This is a genomic window from Ktedonobacter racemifer DSM 44963 (genome assembly GCF_000178855.1).
GTDB lineage: Bacteria > Chloroflexota > Ktedonobacteria > Ktedonobacterales > Ktedonobacteraceae > Ktedonobacter > Ktedonobacter racemifer.
This window is the reverse complement of record NZ_ADVG01000005.1, coordinates 761786-787138: the sequence shown is the minus strand read 5'-3', so window position 1 is coordinate 787138 and position 25353 is coordinate 761786. Positions and strand designations below refer to the sequence as shown.

Sequence of the window (25353 nt, the reverse complement as noted above, 5' to 3'; positions counted from 1 at the left end):
GGTCCAGATTTTTGCAAGTAATAGTCACATACACAAGAAGCGAGGAGGTTCAATGACAGAAGCAGCAGCATCGGGCCAACAGCCGCGCATCCATACTGTGCAGGTGTATGGCAAGCTGCGTGCGCAAGGAAAGCCAGCCTTTGAGCGACAAGTAGCCGCACGAGAGGTCTCGTTTACGTGCCAGCGCTGCGGAACGCAAAAGACAGAAATGCGCTACCCAGGGCCTTTGCCCCGCTATTGTCCATCATGCCGTGAGGCGCGGCGCGCCGAAGCGTATGAGGTCCGTGTCGCGAAACAGCGTGAGAAGCGGCGTAAGCAACGCGAGGCTGAAAGGAAAGGTACCCATGTACATTTGCGCTCGTAAGCGGATGGCAGTGTGGTTTCGCTGCCCATCCTGCAAGCGTGGGTATTGCACGTATGCAATGCCTCGTCGGCTACGTAGTCGCATCTACCTGCATACCTGTATCCACTGTGAGGTGGAGGAGGTGATCGAGCAGATCAAGTATTACACGGTCTATGCTAGTGTAAATCATTTTGCTTCGTGGGCGAAAATCCGCGGATTATGTGGGCGGTATGATGGGAGATAGACGAGAAAAGATGCGAAAATTGAAGGACAGAAGCATGAGATGAAGAAGCGAATCGTCAATGCCTGTTTTACCGCCCACCTAGTTATCCAATTTTCGCCCACGAAGCAAAATGATTTACACCGCGGCTACCGGAAAGGATCAAGACAGTGAAAAAGTACATACTCTTCGATCATGATGGTGTTCTGGTGGATACCGAATTCTGGTATTACAAAGCTGGAGAACGCGCCCTGGCGGACATTGGTTTGACTTTGGACAAGGATCAATACCTCCGGGACATGAACCAGGGATTGGGCACTTGGGCCCAAGCCAGGGCGGCAGGTATTGATGAACAGACCATCAGCAGGCAGCGTGAGGTTCGTAATGATTATTATCAGGAATATCTTAGAACAGAAGCCATTGAGATTGAAGGCGTCGTTGAAACTCTTGCTGAACTGTCAAAATACGTCCGCATGGCCATCGTGACGACTGCAAAACGTGTGGATTTTGAAATTATCCATGAAAAGCGCCAAGTTAGACAATTCATGGATTTCGTCCTTGTTCGCGAAGACTACAAGCTCACCAAGCCGCACCCGGAACCATACCTGACCGGCTTAAAGCGCCTCGGAGCCACCAAAGAAGAGACACTGGTTGTAGAGGATTCATCCAGAGGGCTGAACTCAGCCGTGGCGGCCGGCATTGACTGTGTCATTGTCTATAACGACTTTACAAAAGCACATGACTTTTCACAGGCTAGCTATCGAATCGAAACTCTGATTGAATTGAAGGATATCATCCTTAATGTAACCTGAAGGAGCATTTACCAGTGTGTCCCATACTTGTAAATCATTTTGCTTCGTGGGCGAAAATCCGCGGATTATGGGGGTTTTTGCATATCCCCCCGAAACGAGTACACCGTTTCGGGGGGATATGCAAAAAAAACCAAACTGAAAATAACGGACTGCGTAGTTTGAGGACTGAATAAAGATCAGCCAGTCCAAAACATCACCGCAACCAGTCCAGTGGAAAAACAACACTTACAGTAGATTTTGACTTTGCACTGGAGTAGATTCAACTTTGCACCGGAGTGGTGCTGACTTTGCACCGGAGTGTGTGGTGCTGTTTTGGAGTAAGCAAGCGAAAGATATTATTTCTTGTGTACCCCACCAGAGCACCACAAACTCATCAATAAGCAGGTGACTATGGGTATCCCAAATACATAAAGACTTCGTTGAGAAGCAAGGTTGAAAGAACGTAAGTGAAACACTGCTCCGCCAACGGGTTCTTCACGCTCTATGACTGGGGCAAATGAACGCTGCATTTGGAAGAAAAATGGAGCGCTTATTCGGCAAGGAACGTGAAATGATGCTACTCTATCCGTATGAGGAAGGAGACGGAAACACTATTTGGAAGGCATGGGATGACAAACGAGGCGAACCATTTTGGGTCATGGCAGCCGTGGCAACCAGAGGAAGTTGCCAGGCTCTTTTCCACGCTCACGGTTCCCTGGTGGATCGCTGGCGGATGGACACTCGATCTCTTCCTCGGAGTGCAAACACGAGAGCATGAGGATATCGATGTCCTCTTTCTGCGCCCAGATCAGCACGAGATTCGTGCTCGGCTCCAGGGATGGGATGTTCAAGAAGCGCATCCGGAGCTGTTACCCGGTTCGTGGCCATTCCAAGAATGGAAACAGGATGTGCTTCTCTCGGCTTCGGTCCACGATATTTGGTGTCGCCCACACGAGCGTGATCCTTGGGCTCTCCAATTGATGGTCATAGACACCGACCGTGATCAATGGATCTTTCGTCGCACTGCACAGATCTGTGGTTCTCTCTCTACACTGGGACGGATAACCAAGGATGGCATTCCCTATCTTGCTCCCGAAATTCAGTTGCTCTACCCACGGGATGCGCAACGAGATTTAGCTCATCAGTAACCTGGCTTGAATGCAATTCTCCCAACTCTCTTGCTTGCCATAAGGCAAGCAAGGCGCTTTCTGTACGAGCGGAGCGGAAGACAATGCTAAGGCGTGGCATTGTCTTCCGCTCCGCTCGTACTCCAGAGTCTATGAGAGGGTCGCCAGCGATTACTCCTCAAAAGTGAGTTTGACAGGAATATTGCCGTGCGTGGCGTTGGAATCGGGGCAGACCTGATGGGCGAGTTCAAGGAGTTTCTCGCAGGTGGCGGAATCTACTCCAGGGATAGAGACACGCAATTCGACTTCGAGTCCAAACCCACCCTGCCCGTTAAGATCTATATTAAAGAGAATTCTGCGCATTTGGTAGAGCTACATTATGAAAATGTTGGCGAATCAGGGAGATTTCCGGCTCGGTACGCCAGAGTTGATCCTTTTCAACAGTCCAGTAGTAGCGGTAGGCAAGGTAGGCACTAAGATAGCAACGCTTGTCACTACTTGGCTGAACCGAGTATTTTTTGTAGGCTTTCACAGCAGCTTGCCAACCAATAGTACCTTGATTGTGTGTTTCGTGATCGTAGAGTTGTTGAACCTGGGCAAGAGATTTCTTGTCAAGATCTTTCTTGTCAAGACCTTGCCAGTCGGTAGGGGATGGACTGTTTTGTATATAGCAATCCCACGGCTTAAAATAATCTTGCCACTCCTGATAGTAGCGGGTTTGCCACTGTTGAAGATAGGTTGGCCAATCTTCGCGCTCTCCTGGTAGATCTTGGTTTGGGCAGGATGTTGTGGTATGTAGCTCCATGTGAATCGCCTCTCCCATCAGTAAAAGACAGTTTAAAGGCACGGGGCCTCCTGCCCCGACTTGATGAAAGATGCACGATTTTATATTGTGCGTTTATACATACTATAGAGAGTGTTTCCAAGCCCATCCCTTCTTGGAGTATCCTCAGATCCAACACGTGAGTGTGGAGTACAAACAGACCAGATGGCGGCTCCGGCTGGTTGGCACACGCGATATCGAGACCTTTCCGAGAAAGCCCATCAATGATGAGCATCTCTCTCCGAAGCTCTCTTGGCCCACGAATTGCGCAACGAACCAGTTGAAGAGCTAATTACTAGGTGAGAAGGCGAAAGCTCCTCAGAACGGGAAAGTATGCCCAGGAGAGGAAAGGAAAATAGGGGAGGATGAAGCAAAAAGAACAGAAGATGAGGAAAACAGAGAAAAAATCCGGGCAAAGAAGGCGTGAAGAGTTGCTCGGAGAAGCCTGCCTTCCCGAGGAGAGGATATCCCACGACGACCGATCTCAGTGTGACGCAGTGAACAGACCGAGCGAGGTCGCGAAGCCTTCCAGCACCCCGAACAGCGTGATCGTACATCGACCAGTCGTTGAGGCAAGGGCATTGTAGGCCAATCGCACCTCCCACGAGAGCCGAGAATGGGCACGCTGGGCACGAGAAAGCACGGGTTGAGACGTGGTTGGGCTAGGCTGGAGGGCTGGCTCCAGGTGCATATCGACCCGTTGGTGACGCAAGAGCTGCATACAGGCTCGACGATGCTGCCTGCGACTCCAGTCTTTCCAGAGTAAAGCAGCAGAGCCGACCCGGAGTGGATGGAGTAGCACGCTGACCCGACGTGGCTTCTGTGTGTTGCCGCCATGCCACTGACACTGTTCGCGTAACCCACAGCCTCGACAGTGGCTGATGCGAGCTGCGTACACCAGTCGCAGGCTGCCATCCGCCTCCCGGCGCTCTTCGGTTGTACTGAGTGTCTGCCTTGCTGGACAGTGCAAGGTGCCATCTGGCTGAAGAGCAAAGTCGCGCCCCGAGAAGCGATCCTGTTTGAGCGGTAAGGCTACCACGGCGGGGGCATAGCCGGAAGCAGGAGCTGTATGCTCTTTGGCTGGCGGAAGGGCAGGCGCAAACTCGGTGGTGCGTATCGGCTCAGGCTCAAGTTGATGCCCCAACTCCAGACGGAGGTTCCAAACCCATTGCGAGACGATCTGCCAGGCTTCTTGTCCGCAAGCGGCATGAGAACACCAACGATCTGGGTCTTGCTCCGTGTCCTCATCGCTTAGGGTGGTTTCAAAGGTTCCCCGATGCAGATACAGCGCCACGACATCAGCAGCGGTGAAGGCCTCCTGCGGCAGCTTCGTCAAGAACAGTTCGTAGGCAAGCCCGTCGCGTTCGATGCCAATCCGGTTCTTTGTCGGCCCAGTGCGATGAGTCGCCACCACCAGGCGGCAGTGCTGCCCGCTCGCACCCACTGTCACGTCAGAGCAGTCATAGAGCGTGCGGACCAGGTTACTTTCCGGGCGGGAGAACTGCTGATCGGCAGGCAAGCGCAAGCGTGTCTGGACGACAGGCAGATCAAGGAGCCGATAGTCTTTGCCGCGCATCACGAAGGCGAACCCAAGCAGATCGGCCAGGACGGCTCCGGTCCCATAGAGGCCATCAAGCCGCAGCAAGGCGCGTTCTTCTGGAAACTGGTGCGCTCGCAGGTAGGACTGGATCATCCCCACTGCTCGGCGCAACTCCTTTCGGTACTCTCCGTTGCCTGGATGGCCGAAGGAGCCGAGCCACTGGTACGAATGCGCTTGCAAGACAGTTGTGCGGGTACGCACGATTTCCCCCCGCTTACGACCCGTGTAGCCAGGAGCGCATACGTCCCGTAGCCGACGTTGGGGGACAGGCTGCTCCGGGATCTGGGGTAAGGCACGTTGCCGGGCGGCTTCGCGTGTGCCATCGATGTCGAACACCTTCCACAAGTTCCCTGCTCGGTCGGTGAGCCCACAGGGTTGCTGCTCAAAGTCTGGCTGCGGCCCAAGCAGATCTTCGAGAAACTGCGCGCGCAAGACTTCGACTGCTTCAGCGGTCAGAGCGGCCAAAAAGCGTGAGAGCGTCGAACGGGCAGGCAAGCGATCTCGTCCGAAGAGTGCCATGAAAGCAGCGGCAAAGGGATACACACGCTCGTAGAACGCTTCCAGTGTCCGCTCACCACTCACGGCATAGCCGAAGAGGACGGCCGCAAAATCGATGACCTCATAGCGCCCGAACCGACGCCGGGCGAAGCGCACGCGCTCGGAGATCTTTGCCAGCACACCCATGCGTTGAAGATACCGGGCGATGACCACCATCTCCCCAAACCAGGAGGGCGTCGAGGGAACGGAGTGTGAAGTGGTCTGGATGATCACGGTCGAATCTATCATACTGTTCATATATGCCTCCTTTGTGAGGAATCCTTTTGTTCTTCCTCATCAAGAAGGCATATTTTTCTGCTGCTTCGCTACTGGTCATCTCGTTGCGCAATTCGTGGGCTCTACAAAGCCAAGGGTCTGCGTTCCAAGGACGAGGCGGATTTCGCCAGGGCACTCCCAGCTCTTGATGGGAAGAGTCGCCCTTCCCTCCCTGGCGGCAAACGCTGAAGCGCGATAACCTGCCTTGTAACTATACTATTTCTTTGAAAGGATGAGCATGACCAAGGGCGGCAAACGCTGAAGCGCGATAACCTGCCTTGTAACCAATTGCCACTGATCGCTCATCTTGGTGCTCGGGTGGCGGCAAACGCTGAAGCGCGATAACCTGCCTTGTAACTGCTAGAGTCCCTTCATGGCATCATACCTTTTTCATGACACTCTTTGCGAGAGGCTCCTCTTTTCGTTTTTTCCAGAAGGAGTAAATTGTGAAGACCTAGATCTTTTGAGCGCCAGAGGCCATTGCAAGGCGTTCGAGAGGTTCTGCTCAATTTGTTTACTACATCGCCTCTCGCGATAGTATGTATCTTTCTCCTTTCCTATGAAGAAATGACGTTGAATTCCTTCCTTTCAAAAAAGGCTTGACGAAGAAAATATTTCCCGCTTCCATTCTGTCGTAGGAGTGTGAGTGGCCAGACGGCGACATCGAGATGAAGTACTCTTTTTTTTGAAAGTGCGTTCGGAGCAATCACTTCTCTCCAGGTCACACCATTATTGGCAAATTCCGACACCAGAGCAGGAAACCATGGCTGAATCATTGCCTGGGGGCGAAGCATCGCAAGCTGCGCAAGAGGCATCATACATTCTTCGCTCCTGGGTTCCTGCTCGCTTAGATCAAGACAGGTCGTCAGCGAACTACTTTGTCCCCAGTAGCCGATGGCTCGAAAAAGAGTTGCGTACTGGGTGAGAAACGCGGAGGGAATGTGGGCATAGATGGTCATTTCTCCTTTCGCATAGGCCATCTCCCGCTGGAGCAGTGACTCCTGAAGCGTCTCGGTTGCCTCCTCTCTATTCGGGCTTCTTTTATATCCGCGTAGTTGCTGTTGGGTTATGGCGACCTGCACCGGTGGCCGAATAGAGAGCGAACACGATATGAAGAGCGGAAACAGTGTGTGTTGTGTCTCTTCAGCACCAAAGACTTCAATGCTTGTTCGTAGCAGGGTTAGGCGAATGGTTGCTGGTCCTGGAGTTGGAAGCACCCGCGCATGCGTTTCACTACTCATTGGAACGCGAATAGAATAGGTTGAAGGGAAATGATAGGAGGCAGCGAGCCAGCTCATCTTCGTCACTATTTCTTCTGCTCCGTTTCCTTCTCCTCTTCCCGCCCTTTTTGCTGAGGCGCATCCTCCGTATCGGGAGATGAGTGCCAGATATGTGGAAGGGCAGGTGTGGAATTTTCAACAAGATGATTCATCTGAGTATGGAATTCATTTACGTCGGCAAAAGGGTACACTTGAACGTGGTTAGATTGGAGTGCTTGCAAACGACTGACAAAGTCATCTTGCAATGCCGAGTAGATAGGCGCACGCCCGAGGGTCGTGGCGACGAGAATGCCACTTAAGCCTGTGAGATGAGGAAGCATGGTTGCTGTCAACGCCCCTTCTGGGCTGAGCAAAGTATCTCGTAACGTGTGAAGCACAGCTTGATGCCGCCATCGTCGTTCCTGTTGGTCCACTACATACAGCTTCCATTGTTCGGTATCAGCGCCCACTCCTACGCACTGATAGCGAACATGCAGTGCATAGACACCTGAACGAACAGGCAGCTTCATAATCATTTGCCCTTCTTCTTTTGAGGAGCCACTTCGGGTATGGGTTTGAGCTGTCATCTGGTTTTGTTCAGGTAGGGCAAGAGCATAAGAAAAGTGCAACAACGAGTTTTTGTTCAGTCGTTGGCGCGTTTCCGCCTCAGTACCGCCTGATGCGTTCTTCGCAGTGAGCAAGAATCCATGGGCGTCGCAGAGCGCGCAGGTCGTGAGAATACGTTCCAGTGAGAGAACAGGATAGTCTGGATGATTCACAAGGATCGAGGCTCTGCGCCCATCACGCGTTTTACAGGCGGGACACAATGGCAGTTTCATCGCTTCCACATATTGGGCCATAAGGGCAGCATGGTGGTGTTTGGCAATATTACCGCTACAGGCATCCGTCTCAATGCCATCGGCAAGCAATTGCCTCCTCGGCATAATCCGGTTAGACCCGTTACTTCCAGCCGTACTTAGGCTATGCGCCTGCCAAGAAACACGTACATTGATGTATGGATCAAAGTGGCAAAAAGACGGTTTGTAGTCGAGCTGGTAAATAAGACGAAGAGTGGTCAGGTTTTGAGGCGACGAGTGATCAATCAGCGTGAAGAGTGGACAGTTAAACCATTGAATGTTCGAGAACCCGCTCCATCTCCCGTTTCATTCAGCACTGCTTTGTAAATTGACCCGGGTTTTTATCAGAACCCACGGAAAGCGGGCGGTTTATGCCCGCTTTCCATGATAATCTATGAGAAAAGAAGCAAAAAGGAGCCCATTCTATGGCTGAAGACAACTTTACACTCACGACGTACTACACTATCTGGAAAGAGTATCAGGAGCACGTCAAAGGGGCGATCGCGCCGCTTACCGCTGAACAGCTTGCGCTGCGTGCCGCGCCTCACCTGCGCTCAGTTGGCGAGAACGCCATGCACATCATCGGTACCCGTATCGGCTGGTTCATTCAAATCCTAGGAGAAGAGTTTGGCGAGGAGATGAGTGCGTATCTGAAGCGAAACGAGGTTGCGCTGCGACAGGGGGCACCCGTCCCAACCGCAGCCGAACTGGCTCAAGGTCTCGACCTCACCTGGCAACTCATCGCGGATGGTCTGGCTCGCTGGAGTCCCCCCGACATGCAACAAACCTTCCCCGATGAGTGGGACGGCAAACAGGTCTACCTGTCGCGCGCCTGGGTCGTCGGGCATGTGATGGAGCATGATATGCATCACGGCGGCGAACTCTCGTTCACCCTCGGCATGCATGGGGTTCCAGCTGATTTCCCTGGCTAGAGCCTCTGCATGGATAGGTGCGTGAATGCCACTTTGCCCAAGAGTAAGGGGTGTGAGCGGGGAAATCGGGTGGATGCCCGAGATTTCCCCGCTCTAGCTCCAGGCGATGAGCAGTGGGAAGACGGTTCAATCCAGAGAAAGAGAGTTTTTCCCATGGACAGATGTACGAGTGATCAGACGTATGCAATCATTCTGATGGATTGGGAAGTAACGTCAGTACAGATCGTCGTGCCGAGACCTTCAACGGCTGTAGTTCTGCTGTCTCAAGTGGCTTATCAGGCCAATGAACTACTTTGCTATTTTGACCCATAAGCTGCTTCACGCGTAAAGCTGGCCGTCCTGGAGAGTGGCTACCGCCGGACGTAAAATGCCTGGGGAGTTGATGTGAGGCCAAAACGGGAGGGCCGATCCAAAGGTTCCCGTGCGCTGGCTATCGACGATGAAGCAGGAAGAACTGACCGTTCGGAGGTGTTTACACACGTTCGAGTATGAGAAAGGTAGCAGAACAGTATGAGAGCATTTCAAAGTGAGGGAAGAACGATCAACGCCTATCTGGCCGAGCCTGAACATCGCAGTGGAGCAGGGGTCTTGGTCTTGCATGCCTGGTGGGGGCTGACACAGCCGTTTCGACAGATCTGCGACCAACTCGCGGAGGCTGGCTTCGTAGCGCTTGCCCCCGACCTTTATCACGGCAAGACGACCACAGCAATCGAGGAAGCCGAAGCATTGGTCGATGCGCTGAATCAAGAGAAGGAGCGGGTGCGCGACGACATTGCGGGAGCAGTGCAGGTTCTGCTCCAACACGTTGCGACATCTCCAGCGGGTGGGCGGGGGCAGGGCAAGCTCGCCGTCGTCGGCTTCTCGCTGGGAGGTGCCTACGCGCTCGACCTGTCTGTCAAGGAGGCCGAGGAGATCGCCGCAGTTGTGACCTTTTATTGCGCCTACTCCGGACTAGAATATAGCCGTGCCAGGGCTGCGTACCTCTGCCACTTCGCGGAAAATGACCCTTTCGATCCGCCTGAGGCGTTTGCGGAGATGGAGCAGGAGATCCAGGCCGCGGGCAGGCCGATCACCAGTTATACGTATCCTGGAACGACACATTGGTTCTTCGAGGAGAATCGCCCGGAGTATGACGCCCAGGCTGCTCATGTGGCTTGGGAGCGGACCGTTGAATTCTTGCACGAGCGGCTTGATTAAGCATTCTGTGCAACGCTGGATTTGGCTCTGCAGCGCAGAGCCAAATCCAGCAAGCTTTCATGTACTTTGGGGGAAATCTTGTCAAGGCCTGCTTCTCCGGAGAATCTGGACTACTTTATGAAATTGACCCATATCTTGATTGGCAAACCACACATTCCAAAACAGGAGTCTGGACCACTTATGAAATTGACCCATATCATGTCTAAGTTTTTTTTGACCCATATTGTGTCCGTGGCGGCTAAAACGTTTGGCAAATCACACAGTTCGTTATTTCTTATATTCCAGAATGTCTCCAGGTTGACAATCTAAAGCTTTACAAATCGCTTCCAAAGTTGAAAAGCGGATAGCTTTTGCCTTCCCATTTTTCAGTATCGAAAGATTAGCCATGGTTATACCTACCTTTTCAGCAAGTTCTGTGACGCTCATTTTCCGCTTAGCCAGCATTACATCGATATGTATTATTACTGCCATAATTTAGCCTCATACTGTTAAGTCATTCTCTGATTTTATGTCTACCGCATTTTGGAGAAGCTTTTGAAAAACAGCAGCAGCGGTTGCAATAACAATGGCTGCGAAAGATGCAAGAATTCCAAGTGCCGTCGGACCTGCTGGATCATCACCATGCGCAAAGAAACGGATATAAAACTCTGCTAATGCAATAAAACCGATAAGACTGAGAGAAGCAAATTTCATATTCTTGAGTATATTAACAGCACCTTGGGAAAAGGCTTTATCAGCATCAATGAGGTTTAATAATTTGAATGCCTGGTACAACACAACAAAAAATGGAATCGAAGCCATATACCCATAGATAATAAACGGATCTGTATAAATACTGATGAGATCTAAGTGAGTAGCTCTTCCTTCAGTTTGAGGAAACCGAATCATGCCAGCAAGCGCGCCGATTGCGACAAGTAAAAGAACAACTTTCAAGAATAATGTTGAACTTCGTTTCATAATGAATACCTCAATTTGTATTAGGTAACCATATCTTAGCACGTGATTTATTGTTTGTCAATACATTATTATCGTTATTCGTGAGCAGCTCTAGCATTGCATACGCATCATAGCCACAAGAGGGCAAATTCCTTAGCGTGGTTTTTCGTTCCGTTAATACTCAAGGGCCTACACTCCCCGCATGGGACCTCAATTTACAAAATGGGAATGAATGGGTCGAGGCAGGAAGCCGCTTCTCTCTCGTCTTCCTGGCTGATTCCTATGTTTCACCACTACAGTCGCACTTGTTGGGAACCAGAGGAGATCATTGACAGCAAAGAGCGCGACAATCTAGCGCGCTTCGATGTCAGATTGGAGCCTGGCAGCTGTGCGCTCCAGGTTGGCAATGGTCAAGCTCTCCGTCATGCCAAGATACTGCTTGTAGGTATGACGGCGGACACAACGAGAAGCCGACCAATAGCGCGTCTGTTGACCATCCTTGTATCCTCGATGCCCCGTAAAGCGCCCCATAGGCCCAACGAAACGGAAGGAGGAAAGGGTCGCCAACCAGTCAAACCACGCGCGCGAATTGGGTTCCAGATGCACCTCGCCTTCTTGCGAACTGATGATCACGTAGGTGCCCAGCGCGCTGTATTCGATCAGGGGAGGCATGCGAGAGCGAGCGAGTTGTTCAACGGGATGCAGAGGTCTCGGTACGGGCCGTGGACCAGGAGGTTCTTGCTCAACCCCAGGAATTGACAGTGCGGAGAGCTGCGTTCCCACCAGTGGTTGCAGGAAGGATTCTAGGGCGGTGAGACGATGCTCGACCGATCGCTCCCGCTCCTGGAGCAGCGCCAGCGTGAGCTGGGCAATCTGCTCCTGAAGAGTCACCACCTTGGTTTCCAGGGAAGCCAGCCTTTGGATCTGGTCCGCTTCCTGCATGTGGGAGGGGGGCAACAAGCAGGCGGTGGAGGCCGGTTCCCTTTCATTTTCAGGCGCTGAGAGGGCTTGCACTTGAGAAGGGACGAGAAGAGGAGAGGCTACATCCAACGGCCGAGATGCCTGGAGTGGGCGGCCATGCAGACTGGCTACCTGTTGCAGGTGTTCCTCCATCACACATTTCATCCGTGCATCCGTCGGGTGGGTGGACAAGGGCACATGGGCCTCTTTGAGCCAGTGGTGGAGCGTCTTGGGATGAATGCCAAGCAGACGAGCACCGTCTGCGACAGGAAGAAGAGTCATATTCAGAACTCATGCGCAAGGAAAGATACGATGGGAGACAACACACGTCCAGATTTCCAGGAACTCCAGCACTTCCAGGAAATTTCTGGGATATCTGGGAAATGAATGCTCGAAAGCAACAAAGCCGAGAGCAATGCTGGGAGGGCCAGCCAGGATTAGCCCGCTGTCAGACGACGTTTCGTGTGGTAATAGCTGGCATGACTTTGGTGGCAGCGACGCCACCACGACCAGGCCAGAACCCGACAGGCAGATGAAGACAAAGGCCAGATGAGCCGTGCGAGCAAATGGCGCACTTCAGGAATGGTCAAGGGAAGTACGCAGGGTTGGGTAGCAGACTCAGAAGTCGTAGGATGATCAGTGGGGAAACGCTCTGTGGCACAAATTCCTGCAAGATAAGCAAGAGCCAACAGCACGAGCGTAATGTGCCGGTACCAACCGATGAAGCTCCGTACTTCGTAGTGATCCATGCCGAGATCTTTGCCATTCTCAAAATTTTCCTCAACACGCCATCTGGCACCAATGGCCTTGACCATTGCTGGCAGGGTGGTTCCTTGCGGAGCAAAGACAAAGTAGTACGCTTTCTCAGATGGATCAGCGAGGCTACGACGAATGAGCAACCAATGTCTTCCATCATCCTCCCACTGGCGCAGCATGGGGACGATGGCCCAGTCGAAGAGCCTGGGGCCTTTGCTGCCTTCGCTCATTGACAGGCGCTGCCAGTTCCCATCGTGAAGGACGAACGCTTCGACCAATGCGGCCTCTTCGCGTCTGCGTCCAGTCGGTGTCTGGAATCCGACTGGTTCATTGCAAGCCACAGCCATCACGTAAGGATACGCACGCATTTCCAACCAGGTTCGCAGGTCCAGATTGCCCCCATAAACCGTATCAGCTACGACCCAGGAAATGGGGATCTGAGCTTGCCAGATGCGTTCGATCATGCGCTGGGCCAACTCTGGCTTTGTCTGGAAACGAACCGATGCTGGGATGCCTGCGGCTCGACACCGATGGCGATCCTCGCACCAGTCCAAGGGCAAATACAGTTCGCGATCAATCAGGGTATGCCCTTTGGCCGTCACATATGAGAGAAAAACTCCGACCTGGCAATTCTCGACTCGGCCCGTGGTTCCGCAATACTGCAAGCCAACGCCAGCTGATTTTTCGCCTCGCTTGGGAAAGCCGCTTTCGTCGATGACCAGGATAGGCGATTGCCAGCCTAGTTGTTCAAGCACATACGTACGCAAATCATCACGTACGCCATCGGTGTCCCAAACGGCTTGCGAGAGCAGGCGTTGCATGCCATCAGGACGAGCTTCTCCGGCGTGTTCAGCTAATTGCCAGCCGTTTTTGCGGGATATATCGCTCAAAATCCCTTGCAGGTAGGCCAGTACCCGGCGATGTGGCTCTGGTCGGGCAAAGCGCTGGGCGAGGCGCTCATGCAGGCGAAAAAGGGGGTGGACCCAGCGACAGACATCGGCAGGGGTCGTCTTGGTTCCGGTGAAGGTGGCATGCTTGTTTTGCTTCATCTTCTTCTCCTTTTAGATGTCGCTATCTGATTTCAGGTTTCACACCTACAGATTGCCACATCTGGAAGAAGATAATGATGTTGCTTTTCTTATACTTTTCTGGTTCTTATTGCTGAGTTAACAAGTGCGACTGTAGTGTTCACGCTGATTTCCCAGGTTTCACCCTAAAAATCGTCGAACATTCACCTTATTTACTACGTTGGTATGGGTACTGTTGGTAAATGTCCTCCCAAGTGAGCAGGTTTTGCCCTCCAACATAAGCACTTGCCCTCAATCTTGAGCACTGGGACAAATTTTCCTGGAAAAGCCGCTCCTCGTCAGACTTTTCTCAGCGAAATCTTGTAAATTGGAGGGAGAATGAGAAGTCAAGGTGTGAATTTTGAGATGAAATTGGCGGAACTTTGGGAATTGTTTTGTGGATGAATTGTTCCCTCTATCCTCATTTCATCGGCCTTCTCGCTGCTGTGAAAACCGCCTATCAAACAGAAAAGGGCAAAATGCGCACCAATTTCATCTCAAAGTTTACATTCTGGAGTGGGACGCAGGCGTTTAGTTACACTTGCGCCTCTAACTCTTCTACAGTCCGGGAGATCAGCTGCACCACATACTCAAGCATACCTGTGTCAAAGGCAAATCTTGCTCCGGCGGCTTCATACAATTCGGGTACTGTTCTTGTTGCGCCCAGGGAGAGCGCGAAACGATACTGGCGGATCGCTGTCTCTTGATCACGCAGATAGTTGTCCCAGATCTGCAAAGCGCCCAGCGCGGCAAAGGCGTACTCGATGAAGTAGAACGGGAGGCAATAGTAGTGCAACGTCCCTTGCCAGCGATTTGCGCGCTCTGTTTCCAGGCCGCTCCAATCAATTTCTGGCAAATAACGTTGTGTGAGTTCCGCCCACTTTTGCCGGCACTGTTCTGGATTGCTTCCCTGCTCAGGATGATCATAAATCCAATGCTGGAAAGCATCCCCCATAGTGATAAACGGCAGGTAGCGCGTGAGTACATTCTCCAGGTGTTGGATATGTATGCGCGCCGCCTCCTGTTGTGTACAAAAACCAGCCTCATGCAGATGCATCGCTCCGATAAATTCCATGCTGGTTGATGCAACCTCGCCAAACTCTAGTGGTACGGCATCCTCTTTTCGCTGGTGAATGTAAGGTAGAGGGATGGTCTCAAAGACGTGGAAGGCATGCCCCATTTCGTGAAAGATCAACGGCACAACGTCGGTGATCGAATTCACGTGCCCAAAAATGAAAGGACGGCGCCTGACTTCTAGCGGCAGATTGTAGCCATCGTCCGCTTTGTTTGGGCGCTCCTCCAGATCGAAAAGCTGCTCCTGGAGCATGGTCTCAAAGTAGCTTCTCAGTTGGGGATCGATCCGCTGAAAAACGGGGATGCACTGCCGCAGCAATCCATCGACATCAGAGATATGGCGCGGCGTCTCGCTCGCCCGTGGATCGACCTGCATATCCCAGGGGCGCAATTTCTCTACACCATGAAGCTTTCGGCGCTTCTCCCACAACTGGCTGGCCACCGGCACGATAACCTGCTCAACAGCCCTGTGGAATGCCTTGCAATCATCCGGGGTATAATCAAAGCGCAGCAATTGCCGCCAGCGATAATCGCGGTAGTTCTCATAACCGGCGTTGCGCGCAATCTGCTGGCGCAAATGCATCTTTTTAATCCAGAGTGTATCGAGCTTTTCGCGATCTTCAGCTTCACGTTCCGCAATAGCGCGCCAGGCTCGTTCTCGTTGTGCGCGATCAGGATGAAATAGGACATTTTCCACGGTGGTTTTTGGTATCTCTTCCCCGTTCCACGTGATCATTTGCGCCCCGCCAATCTGGTAGTATTCGTCATCCAGAGCCTTGTCTTCATTCAACAGTGGCAGATTCTCTTCGCGGTAAAGCGCTGCTTCTGCGCGCAGATTGCGCAGGGGAATCGCAAAACCCTCCGGCTCCAACCCGCTGGCAAGCAAACGTTCCTTGACCTGCTGATCCAGTGCCTGTTGTGGAGTATAGACTGTCTCCATGAAGTGCTGTTTCCTGCGGGGACGCTCTTCGTCCGCCGTGTCCCGCGTGCACTCAATGTCCAGGTGTTTCATCGTCTCATCGACAAGCGCGCTCAAATCTGACCACTGGATCATCCAGGGCTGGAGCGTCTCCGGTGAAAGAGGGCTCTCTAGTAGCTCTCGATACCAGGGCTCGATCTCCGCCCAGCTTAAACGTTCAAACGCTTCGCTCGTCTGGGGAAGTGATGTGAACATACATGAAACCTTTCTTTTCAATAAGGATGGGAAAGGCTACGAACGCTTTCCCCTTTCTCATTTTGCCAGAACAAGCGGCGGCGCGGCGCGTATAGCGAGAACTCCGCGGTACGCCCAGCTGCCACTCGGCTTTTGCCACCTTCTGCGCGTCGCCTTGCTGGTATCATTGGTGAGCAATAAAGACGAATTCTAAGCCAGGACGGTCGGGGGCATCTCGAACTGATTCCTGGTAAATGACGTCCGAAGTGAGCAGGTTTTGCCCTCTGACGTAAGCACTTGCCCTCCCATATGAGCACTGGTCCACGCGTTCCCTGGTAAAACTGCTCTTCATCTGGTTTCTTCCATCGATATCTTGTAAATTGGAGGGAGAAAAAGAAAGGCTCGCGTTAGCTCTCCTCAAGAAGGTGTCTGAGGTAGGCCCCAGAAGCCCTCTTTGTCTGTCAATGACACTTGCTAACGGAATGCTGGATAATAAGGCATCTGATCTGCTTCGGGAGGCAAGAGCTCACGCAACCTGCCAGCAATCCGCTCAAATGTCTTGCCGAGAGCTTGCAAGTACTCACTGGCTTCAATGGCTTCTCTTGCCACATCGAAGCGCAGCAGGAAACGCTGCCGAGCCGTTGCAAGGCCTGGCGACCACTGCCAATCCTGCTTCAGATGAAGATGCAGAAAGCGACAATCATCGATGGTCCAGTAGGTGCAGGCAGCAGCAACGGCCTGCGCAAATAGCTTGTCATCATGTGCTGCGGGGCAACCCTTCGCCAGTTCCATACGATAGCTTGCCTCCATCTGATGAATGATGTGAGCAGGAAGTCGGCTGACGCACCAGCAGGTAGGGAACGGCATGCGAGCATAGACGCCTTCGATGAGCGCATGACGATACGCTCCGAATTCAAAGTCAAACAATTTTACGGATGTGCCAAGAAGGATGTTATCGGGACAGGGATCGCCATGCGTATACGCTGAGAATGGCCCTGGATTTTCCATGATGGAAGTAAGCAGCTTCAATTCATCCTCGATGCCAGCAGCAGGTGCGACATTGAGCATATGAATGGTCTCCCACAATGCTGACGAAATCCAGGCATAGTCGGGGATATCTACTGGCCCAAGCTCCTGACGAATGTGGTAGAAAGCCTCTTGCTTCCCAATCGTGGCTGCATGCATCTTCCCCATGGTAGCTGCATACTGTACAGCTGCCTCTTCTGCCGCCTCAGGGTTATCCGCGAGCAGCAGATGGTGTAGCCCGTTTACCGTTCCCAGATCCTCCATGACTATGAGTCCATGCGCTTTGTTCCCAGCATAGAAGCTGGGTGCCAGAGTCGGATGAGGTGCGATCTCACTTAAAAACTGTAATCCGGCCCAATCATTGAATAAGAGCTGAAAAGTATTTTCTGGAGTTGTGTTGGAGGCTTCAGATATGCCTTCCGTCATATGCATGGCTTTGACAATAACGTGCTGCGGGGCATCAACCGGCTTTTTAAGGAGCGAGAAGCGATACACTTGGGTGCGACCACTGGCCTTAAGATCTGCGGCATTTGGAGCAAGTTGCACCTCTTGACCCCAGACCTCCGTAAGCAGTTCCTCAACCCGCGTTTTGAGAATTGAAAGCGGCCTTCCCTGGTCAGTTGACATAAATAAGCTCCTGTAAAAGATGCGTAATGAAATAAGAGTTATATGGTAGTTTCGTATTTCTCCAGTTTCCTATGTACGCGTGGCAGACAAAAGCACACACAGGATGGGCAGCAAAGCGTTACCAGGAGGCAGAAACGGCAATGAAGCGCCCCTCTACGTCGGCAACCTGATCAATCAAAGCGGCAACCTCCGACCAGGAGTGCTGCACTCCAGGATATTGCGCCTGACCCAGCAGGCGTGCCTGTCGTTCGAGCAGTGCTGCCGCCTCCGGCTGGTTCCCTTCTGCCAGGAATGCCTGCGCATCCAGGTTACGCCGAACGGCAAGCGGGATGGCGAAGTAGAGCAGGTGCGCGGCGAGATGCTCCGGCACCTCCGCACGCAAGGTTTGGGCCAGCATATGCAAGGCGCGCACACCGCCGTAGACCTCTGGCCCGCCTGGATCTCGTTGTACGTTTCCCCGGATATATGGCAGGGTTCGGGCGATCATAGCCTTCCGACTGACCGTTTCTCTTGGGTGGAAATCTGAGCGCATGGTATATGTTTCGTCAATATAGGGGATGCGCTCCGCACGCCAGGCTTGCAGTAGATCGTCAAAGGGGAGGGTGGCATAGGGGAACCCCTTGGGATCATGGACCAGGACGTAGTCCTGCGAAACTTCCAGCGCTACCACAAAATGATCCGCTCCACCAAGAAAGGCATAGTTGGGATGATACCTCAGGTGGCCCAGATCGAGAGGGCCAAGCAACACGGGACCACGCTGGCTGGCCGTGCGTAGGCGTCTCAATGCCTCCTGTTCATTCCCCCCTCGTTCCAATTGACATGTCCAGCCCAACGTTTCTATCGCGCGTGTCAACCCCTGATCCGGGTCGAACCCGTCGAACAACACGAGTTTGGTGCTCGTGAAATAGGTGTTGCCAAAGGGCATCGTGGTGAGACATTCTAAAAAGCCGGGCAAGGGTACCTGGTCAGGGGTTGCCCCACTCCCAAGCAAACTCATGTAGAGACTGTTGACATAGCAATAATCGCTGCTTCCAACAAAGGGGATCATAGGGCTTCGCTCCTCTCTCTGCCTTGACGATCTCGGTCATCTCGCAACACGTTTAGCTCGACCTCTCGTGTCAAGATTGATCCGCCATCCGAATCGCCACTTCTGTTTTCCATTTGTCTGGATCAGGCTCGTTTTCCGGTCCCTTGATGTAAGATTCCAGACGTGCGCCGAAGGCCTCGCCCCGTTCGGTTTGCTGACTATCCCACACGACGCCATGCTCAACTCCCCAGTCTATCAGCGCGCCATTGGCCTTCATGAGTGCTTTCCCTTTGTATGGTCCGATGGAGACGAGCGAAGCATATCGACCAGCGGGCAATATACCAGCGCGAATGCGCTCGGTGCCTGACAGCGGACTCGCAACAGGCCAGCCTAGTTCAAGATCGAACTCCGTCGACATATCGATGACGAGATAGCGGATGAAAGGCGCGTCAGTCGGGGTGATGCCCTGCTTTTCCAACCAGACACGCACTTCGCTAAAAAGCCGGGAGACCAGGCTTTTCCCCAATCCTCGCGGCGTCACCTGGGTGCGAATTGCGACATAGTGCTGCTCGCTACGTTGTTCTACCTTCGGTTCAGTAATCATAGGGCTTTCCTCGCTTTTTTCTGAGTCACTGTCCTGTGCATGCTCGTTTGCCGAAAGCTCGAGCAGTACAAGACCAAGACGGATCATCTGTAAGAGCACACCATGCAACGCTGCTTGATCTGGGAGAAATCCTGAGAGGAGGGTCGTTCCAGCTTCCTGGTGTTCGATGTGTAATCCCCCAAAGCGGTCTTGAAAGATCAGTGCAAGGTGTCCTTGCACACGAATACGGTAGTGCATGTGTCTGCTCCTCTGTTTGCAGTGCTCTTTTCTCTTGGAAAGTATAGAAGGAGCGTGTCCTCGAATACAACCCTCAAAAGTGTACCAGAGGGAGAAGTTTTGTGAGCAGAAAGGCTCTCTGTTGGGAGGAAACGGGTCTAGAGTAGCGAGCGGGCACGCGCCTGGGCAATCGCCTGCGTGCGATTGGTGGCTCCTAGCTTGTCGAGCAGACGGCCGACATGTTTTTTCACCGTGTCCAGAGAAATCACCAGGGTTTGGGCAATCTCCTGATTGGAGGCCCCAGCGGCCAGCAGGCACAGGACCTCCTGCTCCCGGCGGGTGAGAGATACCACAAGCGCGGGCTCGCGAGAAGCCATCTTCGGGGCAAAAGCCGATGATGGAGAAGGTGTGGTTGCTGAGACCTCGGATGGACTTGTGCCTTGTCCCTCCTGCTTGAAGGCAGCCAACAGCTTTGATGCATAGGCGGCTGTGGACCGGGGCAGCTCATGCTGCCTGCCATGAGAGGCGAGGAACGCCAGGAGCACCTGCCTCATCGGTTCACCCTGATCGAGATACACGCGAAGGTAGCCATCTCTCTCGGTCAGATTCAGCAAGCGAGCGGTGACGGTCAGAGCCTGCTCTTTTTTTCCTACCTGATACAGGGCCACGACCTGCAACACAAGCATCTGGATCGTCATATAGATATCCCCTGGCCGATCAAGAAGCTCTCGGAAACGATCCAGTATGTCGAGTGCCTGGGGAAATTGATGCAGTGCGAGATACACGCGCACCAGCATCAACACCGCCCATTTCTCGTTGGGGTTCCATGCTTGTGGGGAGAACACCACCTGCTGTGCCCAGGAACGCGCCGCCTCCAGATCTCCGGCAGCTAGCCAGTATTGCACGCGGGCCACCTCCACCGATATAGGGCTGAGCGCAAAGCGCTCTTGCTGTGCCAATGCTTCCGCCTGATGCATCCCCTGGTCTGCGGCAGCCAGATCACCTCGTGCGAGGCTGATCCACGTCATATAGAGACGGCTCGATATCAGCAAATCGACCTGCTGCCAGTCCTGTGCGATGCGCAGTGTCTGCTGGAGGGAGCCAGCCGCTTCTTCCAGACGATTCCAGGCGTAGTAGGCATGAAACAGGAAGAGATGCAGATAGCCTGCCCATGCGGTATGCCCACCGATGTGTTTCACCAGGACAAGCCCGGCCAAACATTCTCGCTCGACCTGCTGCATCTGCCCGGCTCTCAGATACGCATTCGCCAGCCACTCTATCACTCTGATGCTCACCAGCCGATCTCCTGCGTGTTCTGCCTGCTGCTTGAACTGCAAGAGCCTCGGGATCAGCAGGGCACCCTCACGCTCAAACGACTCGGTCAGCCAGAAGGAGAGAGCGTGCACAATCATGTTCCAACTCATTTCCTCATCCTGAGCGAGTCCCTCTAGCTCTCTGGCAAGCTGTGCGAGACGCACCTTGTCGCGCCGCCTGAGAATTGCCCTCGTCTCGATCAAGGCGCGCAACAAACGCAGGCGCCGCCCGATCACGATGCGTTCATCTGCATGGTGAACGTACTCGCTCTCAGATGTGCCCGCCTTGCTCTCTTGACGCATGAACTGCTCTTGCAGGCGAGCGAGCGTGTGTTCCACTTGTGCCTGTGCGCTGGCATAGGCCATCTCGGTCGTTTCATGCAAGGATTCCAGCACGCGGAGCGTCGCTGTGAGGGCGAGACGGGCATGCTGCCACAAGACAGCATCCGGCAGAGCCTCCATCCAGGCCTGCACGGTCTGCGCTTCACCGCTCACCCAGAGGCTTTGAGCACCGTCCTCCATCAGACGTGCGGCATAGGAGAAATCTGGCGCTTGCAGGGCATGGGCAATGGCCTCTCGTATCTCCCCTTTTTCAGCATAGTAGCGAGCCGCGCGCAGGTGCAGCTGAGGGAGCAGCTTTGGGTCTTTGGCTGAAAGTATAGCCAGAAGCGCCTCGCGGAAGAGATCGTGCAAGCGATACCACTGTCGCTGCTCGTCCAGGGGCTGGAGAAAGAGGTTGGCCCGCTCCAACTCTTGCAGGATCTGCTGGCACGTCTGCGGCTCTGGCGCCTGGGTCACTGCCTGGCAGAGCGGCGCTGAGAGCCGGGTGAGCACTGCCGTCTGGAGCAAGAAGTCCTGGAGCGTGCCAGGCTGCTGAGAGAGAATGTCCTGCTGCACATAGTCCAGCAAATGGCGGTGGCTGCCGGTAAAGGTCGCAATCCAGGCTGAACGATCTTCCCTGTGGCGCAGAAGCAGGGACGCCAGGTGCAATCCGGCTACCCAGCCCTCTGTGCGCCTTTCCAGAGCCGTTACCTCGTCTTCTGAGAGCGAGAGTCCCACCGCTTGCCGCAGAAGGAGACTGACCTCATCTGGACGAAAGCGTAAATCGGTGGCGCGGATCTCGGCCAACTGTCCTCGCAGGCGCCAGCGCGCCAGAGGAAGATCCGGGTCAACCCGACTGGAGAGCAGGAGATGGACGTGGGGAGGCAAATGCTCGACCCAGAAGATCAACGTTTCATCAATATCCTGATGGTCGATCACATGATAATCATCCAGAATTACCACGATAGGAGTGGCGTGCTCCGTCACAAGAGCCAGCTCATTGAGGAGTACGGTCAGGACCGCGGAAAGGGAAGGAGGTACAGGCTCGTGCAACAGGGCAAGAGCAACCACCCCAATGCCTGGCCGACATCTGCGCAGCGCCGCAATCACGGCGACCCAGAAGCGAAAAGGATCATTGTCCAGCGAATCCAGAGAGAGCCAGGCGATCTGTTCTTGATGCAAGCTGGCCCACGTGGAAAGCAGCGTCGTCTTGCCCCACCCGGCAGAAGCGGCCAGCAGCGTGAACGGGGCCGAGCGTGCGAGCTCCAAATCAGCGAGCAAGCGATCTCGCACGACCAACGATGTTGGGAGGCGTGGCGGAGCCAGCTTGGTTAAGAGCAATGTCATCGACGGTTCGGCTGGTGGCTGCGTGCGCGAAGTGGGCAACGAGGGGAGGGGTGACTTGCGTGCGAGAGCCTGTGCAGCAGCCTCCAGACGAGCGAACGAAACTCTCGTGGTCGGTCCAAGATAGCGCTTGCGCGTGCGGCCCTCTGTGGTATGGTAGGCATACCAATACGACCCTCCACGTGGCCGAACCTCCTGGTAGACGTTGAGGCGACCGCACGCACCCTGGAAAGCGAAGGAGACGACCTCACTGAGCCATGCTTGCCAGGCCGCTTCCTCTGCTCGTTGAAAACACTGCTCAAGATGGCCCTGCGTATACAGTTCATAGAGATGATGCTCACGAGACCAAATAAGCGTGTGAAGAGAGATTTTCGGCATATGACCTTTCGCGTGTCACGACGTTGTTCCCAACGGGGCTTCTGTTCCTCCCAACAGAGAGGAGGATACCAAAGAGAAGACCAACAGGCAAGGAGTGCTCCTCAAGGAGCATTTCCATCTAAAAATTGCGCCATGCGGGGACCCCTGGCTTTAGCTATGGGGAGGAGCATGGCGCACTCCTTTCTGTGTATACTCATAGCCATCGGATCGTTGCACACAACGCATATATTTGGGGTGAATATCGACCTTCTCCAGTCGGAATGATGGCCGATGACGAATGGCTATCCGTCCTTCAAATGTTCCTTTGGGGGTGATGGCTTTGACCAGATCACCCGTTTGATACCCAAGAAATGTCTTTTTGCGCTCTTTGTGCTGCTTCGGGAATCCATACTTGTCAGGCACACACATTTGCCTCCTCCCATGCCCTGTCGCTTTGATGCGCAGTGGGATGACTCCCTTCTGCGAAAGCACATCGGGCGTGCTCTTGCCTACGCAAGCCGCATCGAGCCAGTGGGTTTTGGGGAGTCCTCGCGTGGTACGATTCCACTTCGTCAATCCACCACTCCCACACTCGACAGGCAAGCCGAGAGCTTTCAGCCGTTCGAGCAAAGCACATCGTGTGCTATTGACAGCGCTGGCATCCTTGAGTGGCTTTTTGACCTGAGCGAGAAGACGCTTGAGCACGTCAGGTTTCTTTTTCAAGAAGACTTCGATCTCCTGAGTGCCTTTGGCAGTATTGCATGGTTCGCACGCCAAGGTAAGATTGCTCATCCGGCTTGTGCCACCATTGGCGCGAGGATGAATATGCTCGACTTGGAGAGGAACATTTTGCTTCCCACAATAGGCACACGTGCGTTCCCACTTCTCCAGCAAAAATTCTCTCACTTCATAGCCTTGCAGAGTGCCTTGTTGGTATTCCACGCCTGCAATATCGGGGTTCTCCATCAGTTGCAGATCAAACCTCACCAATTCCTGACTGATGGCAGTAATGGGAGCATACCTGCATAGACGCGCTACCCACGTCAGGATATTGGCAAGCCGACTCTCCAGCGAGGGGGGCAACCATCCTTTCTTCCGCCGCCTATTCTGGAATCTCGACTTTCTATAGCGTGTTTTACGCTGCCTCCGTCCCTGGCGACTTGCACGACGACTATCCAGGCTGTCTTTCATCGCGTGTCCTCGATGCTCAAGTTCAGCCGCGAAGACGACGTGACCGTTGGCATCGTTCACCAAGGCAATCCCTGTCGTTTTGCTACCAGGGTCGAGTTTCAAGCGCAATGGCTGTACCTCTGGCTGCTCGACCACCCGGCGAAGGAGAATCGTGAAAGGATATCTCCTATACACGGCTGCTTTGCCTTGCTTGAGCAAGCGCCTCGCGTGTCCTGGATGGACCGGATTTAATGGTTTGCAGTCACTATCAATCACAAAAACATTGCTCAAGGTGAGCCTCCTGTTTCCAGGGTGATGTTTGCCTCGACAATGATAGAGGGCGGTACTTTTCCCTGAGCACTGTCTTCAACCCCGTATGACTGTTTAACTCAGAGATTCTAGAGCTACCGGCTGGCACGCACCCGTAGGTAGGAACTTGAACACTTCACCTCTATCGTAGCCTGATAACCTCCTACCGAAGTAGAAGATTCTGGTTAAGTCTGGACAGGTCCGGGCTTGCTTTCACAAGCCCCTGCCTTTAGGCATGGGGTACCTGACTCTCCATCAATGATTTTGAACCGTCGCAGGGCCAGGAGGTTCTCTGCCCCACTCTGTTCTTCTTCCTTCTCCACGTTCTCCGCTTCCACCACTTCCCCTTCTTCTTGTTCTTTTCCTCTTCTCTTCTGCGTGCGTTGATCGCTGCATGTCACGTATGTTACAGACCGGCATGCTCCACTGCTGCTCTGACATCCCCTTCACTCGGCGTGAGATAGAGTCCCGTCGTCGAGAGTCGGCTATGACCAAGCATGCGCTGTACTTCGGGGAGCTGCGCCCCGGTTTTGAGCATGCGCCGCGCCAGACTATGCCGCAAGAGATGCGGCGCGGCACTTTCCAGTTGACGTGCCCATGCACGTAACTGCTCTGCGCGCTCCAGATTGCGCTCGCGCGCGGCGGACTCGCCAAGCTGGGTCGCTGCGATCTTGCCCAGATGGGCAATACGTTGGCGGGCCACCCGTGTTTTGATTCCCGGAACCAACGGACGCCCGGCCACCGCACGCTGCATACCCACGAGCAGTGGTGTGCGCTCCTGTTCACTCTCAATTGGGGGCAACCCTTCGACACCTCGCCACATGATGCTGGGTCTTCCGCGAAGTTGATGAAATGGGGACGAGGAGCTATGGGAGGATTTTTGGCCGTTTTTGCAAATTTCTCTGTTTTTGCTGAAGCTGCTCCTCAAGCATACTCAAAGGTTCTCTACTTGTCAACAAGCAAACAGTATTTTCTCTGAATCATCAACTTCGATACTGCTGGCGAACCTTGGAGAGAGCGATGAGATAGCTAGATAATATGCGCAGCGTGAAGAGGCCCAGATCTGCGAACACCCTGGAGCCAAGCAGAAGCCTGATAAAAGGAGGAATTGCTGATATATTCTGCATTTCG

Annotated in this window: 20 protein-coding genes and 1 pseudogene; 5 read left to right on the top strand and 16 right to left on the bottom strand. The window is 53.6% G+C overall.

Features of this window, described 5'->3' with window-relative positions; translation table 11 throughout:
• Nucleotides 1-52 precede the first annotated feature (52 nt).
• The 3 genes from KRAC_RS57435 (at nucleotide 53) to KRAC_RS57425 (ending at nucleotide 2502) form a co-directional block, all read left to right on the top strand.
• Entirely contained in the window at nucleotides 53-364 is a 312-nt protein-coding gene (locus KRAC_RS57435) for a hypothetical protein (protein WP_007922822.1), read from the top strand.
• Nucleotides 365-733: 369 nt separating this feature from the next.
• Nucleotides 734-1375 (top strand): HAD family hydrolase, encoded by a 642-nt coding sequence (locus tag KRAC_RS57430; RefSeq protein ID WP_007916830.1) that lies wholly within the window; start codon nucleotides 734-736, stop codon nucleotides 1373-1375.
• Between the two features lie 608 nt (nucleotides 1376-1983).
• On the top strand, nucleotides 1984-2502 hold the full coding sequence (locus tag KRAC_RS57425; RefSeq protein ID WP_007922816.1) for a nucleotidyltransferase domain-containing protein: 519 nt from the start codon (nucleotides 1984-1986) through the stop codon (nucleotides 2500-2502).
• Nucleotides 2503-2652: 150 nt separating this feature from the next.
• Here the strand turns inward: KRAC_RS57425 and KRAC_RS80655 are convergent.
• The 5 genes and pseudogenes from KRAC_RS80655 to KRAC_RS57395 form a co-directional block, all read right to left on the bottom strand.
• A pseudogene (locus KRAC_RS80655) lies at nucleotides 2653-2814 on the bottom strand (OsmC family protein); the annotation flags it as partial.
• Nucleotides 2815-2824: 10 nt separating this feature from the next.
• The gene (locus KRAC_RS57415) at nucleotides 2825-3286 is read right to left on the bottom strand and encodes a hypothetical protein (protein WP_157508332.1); all 462 of its coding nucleotides are present in this window, start codon (nucleotides 3284-3286) and stop codon (nucleotides 2825-2827) included.
• A gap of 502 nt (nucleotides 3287-3788) precedes the next feature.
• Nucleotides 3789-5699: a hypothetical protein gene (locus KRAC_RS57405; RefSeq protein ID WP_007922812.1), complete on the bottom strand. Its 1911-nt coding sequence runs from the start codon at nucleotides 5697-5699 to the stop codon at nucleotides 3789-3791.
• Between the two features lie 575 nt (nucleotides 5700-6274).
• A complete protein-coding gene (locus tag KRAC_RS57400) occupies nucleotides 6275-7015 on the bottom strand; it encodes a hypothetical protein (RefSeq protein ID WP_007922809.1) in 741 nt (246 codons plus the stop codon).
• 8 nt (nucleotides 7016-7023) lie between these two features.
• Nucleotides 7024-7989 (bottom strand): hypothetical protein, encoded by a 966-nt coding sequence (locus tag KRAC_RS57395; protein ID WP_244422660.1) that lies wholly within the window; start codon nucleotides 7987-7989, stop codon nucleotides 7024-7026.
• Nucleotides 7990-8258: 269 nt separating this feature from the next.
• Between KRAC_RS57395 and KRAC_RS57390 the strand changes: the two genes are divergently transcribed.
• Together KRAC_RS57390 and KRAC_RS57380 are read left to right on the top strand one after the other, a co-directional pair.
• Complete coding sequence (locus tag KRAC_RS57390) at nucleotides 8259-8765, top strand: DinB family protein (protein WP_007922807.1); 507 nt, start codon at nucleotides 8259-8261, stop codon at nucleotides 8763-8765.
• A gap of 510 nt (nucleotides 8766-9275) precedes the next feature.
• On the top strand, nucleotides 9276-9962 hold the full coding sequence (locus tag KRAC_RS57380) for a dienelactone hydrolase family protein (protein WP_007922805.1): 687 nt from the start codon (nucleotides 9276-9278) through the stop codon (nucleotides 9960-9962).
• 267 nt (nucleotides 9963-10229) lie between these two features.
• Here the strand turns inward: KRAC_RS57380 and KRAC_RS57375 are convergent, their stop codons facing one another.
• From KRAC_RS57375 to KRAC_RS57325, 11 genes are all read right to left on the bottom strand, one after another.
• Nucleotides 10230-10433: a helix-turn-helix domain-containing protein gene (locus KRAC_RS57375; protein WP_007922803.1), complete on the bottom strand. Its 204-nt coding sequence runs from the start codon at nucleotides 10431-10433 to the stop codon at nucleotides 10230-10232.
• Between the two features lie 9 nt (nucleotides 10434-10442).
• Complete coding sequence (locus KRAC_RS57370) at nucleotides 10443-10919, bottom strand: DUF2975 domain-containing protein (protein WP_007922801.1); 477 nt, start codon at nucleotides 10917-10919, stop codon at nucleotides 10443-10445.
• Nucleotides 10920-11249: 330 nt separating this feature from the next.
• The gene (locus tag KRAC_RS57365) at nucleotides 11250-12140 is read right to left on the bottom strand and encodes a hypothetical protein (RefSeq protein ID WP_007922799.1); all 891 of its coding nucleotides are present in this window, start codon (nucleotides 12138-12140) and stop codon (nucleotides 11250-11252) included.
• Between the two features lie 155 nt (nucleotides 12141-12295).
• On the bottom strand, nucleotides 12296-13663 hold the full coding sequence (locus tag KRAC_RS57360; protein ID WP_007922798.1) for an IS701 family transposase: 1368 nt from the start codon (nucleotides 13661-13663) through the stop codon (nucleotides 12296-12298).
• A gap of 553 nt (nucleotides 13664-14216) precedes the next feature.
• Entirely contained in the window at nucleotides 14217-15929 is a 1713-nt protein-coding gene (locus tag KRAC_RS57355; RefSeq protein WP_007922797.1) for a M3 family oligoendopeptidase, read from the bottom strand.
• 453 nt (nucleotides 15930-16382) lie between these two features.
• Nucleotides 16383-17561, bottom strand: coding sequence for a protein kinase family protein (locus tag KRAC_RS57350; RefSeq protein ID WP_007922796.1), 1179 nt, complete (start codon nucleotides 17559-17561; stop codon nucleotides 16383-16385).
• Between the two features lie 118 nt (nucleotides 17562-17679).
• On the bottom strand, nucleotides 17680-18609 hold the full coding sequence (locus KRAC_RS57345) for a cysteine peptidase family C39 domain-containing protein (RefSeq protein ID WP_007922795.1): 930 nt from the start codon (nucleotides 18607-18609) through the stop codon (nucleotides 17680-17682).
• 70 nt (nucleotides 18610-18679) lie between these two features.
• Nucleotides 18680-19429 (bottom strand): GyrI-like domain-containing protein, encoded by a 750-nt coding sequence (locus tag KRAC_RS73390; protein ID WP_007922793.1) that lies wholly within the window; start codon nucleotides 19427-19429, stop codon nucleotides 18680-18682.
• 137 nt (nucleotides 19430-19566) lie between these two features.
• The gene (locus tag KRAC_RS57335; RefSeq protein WP_007922791.1) at nucleotides 19567-22764 is read right to left on the bottom strand and encodes a DUF6788 family protein; all 3198 of its coding nucleotides are present in this window, start codon (nucleotides 22762-22764) and stop codon (nucleotides 19567-19569) included.
• A 150-nt stretch (nucleotides 22765-22914) separates the two neighbouring features.
• Entirely contained in the window at nucleotides 22915-24204 is a 1290-nt protein-coding gene (iscB, locus tag KRAC_RS57330; protein ID WP_007922790.1) for an RNA-guided endonuclease IscB, read from the bottom strand.
• 424 nt (nucleotides 24205-24628) lie between these two features.
• On the bottom strand, nucleotides 24629-25045 hold the full coding sequence (locus KRAC_RS57325; protein ID WP_040448569.1) for a tyrosine-type recombinase/integrase: 417 nt from the start codon (nucleotides 25043-25045) through the stop codon (nucleotides 24629-24631).
• Between the last annotated feature and the right edge of the window lie 308 nt (nucleotides 25046-25353).